At 38.5% G+C, this 239-nt stretch carries 1 pseudogene (running past one end of the window); it reads left to right on the forward strand.

Annotated features, from left to right (window positions below):
• A pseudogene (locus tag COV43_06260) lies at positions 1–239 on the forward strand (hypothetical protein) (it extends 3,582 nt beyond the left edge of the window).

Here is a 239-nt window from a genome sequence, read left to right on the forward strand (position 1 = left end):
TTTACTGATGCCGAAGGAAAAGCAACACGCACTTTTTATGATACACGAGGAAATAAAGTTCAAGTTTCAGAATTTTTGGAAGGCCAAGAAATTGCTACACAGTATCAATATGATTTTTGGAACAACTTAACACTCATTCGTGATGCTGCTGGAAATGAAACTCGTTTCACCTACGACAACTTAGGCCGAAAACGTTCAAGCACAGATCCAGATAGTGGCAGAAGTTTCTTCACTTATGA

Source organism: Deltaproteobacteria bacterium CG11_big_fil_rev_8_21_14_0_20_42_23 (assembly GCA_002796345.1).
GTDB lineage: Bacteria > UBA10199 > UBA10199 > 2-02-FULL-44-16 > 2-02-FULL-44-16 > 1-14-0-20-42-23.